This window comes from Spectribacter hydrogenoxidans, from assembly GCF_031846275.1.
GTDB lineage: Bacteria > Pseudomonadota > Gammaproteobacteria > Nevskiales > Salinisphaeraceae > Spectribacter > Spectribacter hydrogenoxidans.
The window spans coordinates 1-1183 of record NZ_JAVRIB010000046.1 but is presented as its reverse complement, the minus strand read 5'-3'; the positions used below and the strand labels follow the sequence as shown (position 1 = coordinate 1183).

The 1183-nt window shown below is 60.2% G+C and carries 1 protein-coding gene; it reads left to right on the top strand.

Annotation, left to right across the window (positions count from 1 at the left end; genetic code table 11):
* Nucleotides 1–182: 182 nt before the first annotated feature.
* The coding region (locus RM532_RS15805) for an alkane 1-monooxygenase (protein ID WP_311654301.1) at nt 183–1183 on the top strand (1001 nt) is incomplete at its 3' end.

Sequence of the window (1183 nt, the reverse complement as noted above, 5' to 3'; positions counted from 1 at the left end):
TAAAAACCTCACTTTTGGAAGGTGCTTCCGAGCCGTATAGGGGAGTGTAATGGCAGTCGCGAGAAAGTGTTTCGGCACGGTCATAACCGGTGACATGCCGTGATCTAACTAAGGAGGCTGGTTCGGACCGGCCTTGCAGAGAAGGCACATAATGAGGTGCGGATATGTCGATAGTAAGCAATGTGTTTTTAAATCCTGAAACCGGGGAGCGTTACGAGGACAAGAAACGCTACCTCTGGACATTCAGCCTGCTTTACCCCTACCTGCCCGGGCTGTTTGTCGCCCTGGCCTACCTCACGGGATGGCCGGCATGGCTCTGGGCCTTTCCGGTGGCGTTTTACGGGCTGGTCACGATGCTCGACCACATTACCGGCGAAGACACGAACAACCCGCCGGACTGGGCGGTTGAGCAGATGCAGGAGGACTCCTTCTACCGCAAAGTGATTTACGGCGCGATCCCGGGCTTGTTCGTGAATGTGGCCATCGGCGCCTGGGCATTCAGCAGCGGTCTGTTCCCAGTGTGGGCGTTAGCGGGTCTGGTGGTGTCCGTCGGCATTGTCGGTGTGTTCGGCCTGAACATCGGCCACGAGCTCGGGCACAAGAAAAACGATTTCGAACGCGGGCTCGGCAAGATCGCCGACTGCGTGATTGGCTACGGCCATTTCTACATCGAGCACAACAAGGGTCACCACCGCGACGTGGCCACGCCGGAAGATCCGGCCAGTGCCCGCCTGGGTGAGAATCTGTACACCTTCGGGCTGCGCGAAATTCCGGGTGCGGCCCGCCGCGCCTGGCGCATCGAGGTCGAGCGGCTGCAGCGCAAGGGCAGTCCGGTGTTGAGCCTGGAGAACGAGATTGTTCAGACCACGCTCATGACCGCCGCGTTGTGGGGCGGCCTGACGATGGCTTTCGGCTGGCTCGCGTTGCCGTTTCTCATCGGCCAGGGCGCGATCGCGTGGTTCCACCTGACGCTGGCCAACTATGTCGAGCACTATGGTCTGTTGCGCCAGAAGCAGGCGAACGGGCGCTATGAGCGCTGCCAGCCGGAGCATTCGTGGAACACCAACCACATATTCTCGAACCTGATCCTGTTCCACTTGCAGCGTCATTCGGATCACCACGCCAACCCGACGCGCCGTTACCAGTCGCTGCGGGAGTTCGAGAACACGCCGCAGCTGCCGAG